Annotated in this window: 1 protein-coding gene; it reads right to left on the bottom strand. The window is 68.2% G+C overall.

Features of this window, described 5'->3' with window-relative positions; translation table 11 throughout:
• Positions 1–259: hypothetical protein (locus ACLQ2W_RS33995; protein WP_425792008.1), on the bottom strand; the 259-nt coding region annotated here is incomplete at its 3' end.
• Positions 260–280: the final 21 nt, after the last annotated feature.

The raw sequence follows: 280 nt of genomic DNA, 5'->3' as shown, positions 1-280 counted from the left end.
CGAGGATCTTCTGCTGGCGTTGCGGGCCGGTCAACGTCCGTAGCTCGGCGGCCAGTGCTGAATCATCGAGCGGCCCAGGCTCAACGTCGGCTACGACGATGGCGGCTTGTGCCTCGGGCAGTCTGGCCAGGAGCGCACTCGGGCGTGCGGAGGTGAACGCCTTCGTGAACTGGGCCCAGTCCACGTCAGCCACCGCGAGGAAGTCCTCACCCTGACCGACCGCCTCGGCCAAGGCCTGCACCGCCCGCTGCGGATCCATACTGCGAACCCCACGCCGATG

This window comes from Micromonospora sp. DT227, from assembly GCF_049841835.1.
In the GTDB taxonomy this organism is placed as follows: Bacteria; Actinomycetota; Actinomycetes; order Mycobacteriales; family Micromonosporaceae; genus Micromonospora.
The sequence above is the reverse complement of the archived record's forward strand: the minus strand, read 5'-3'. Positions and strand labels throughout refer to the sequence as shown.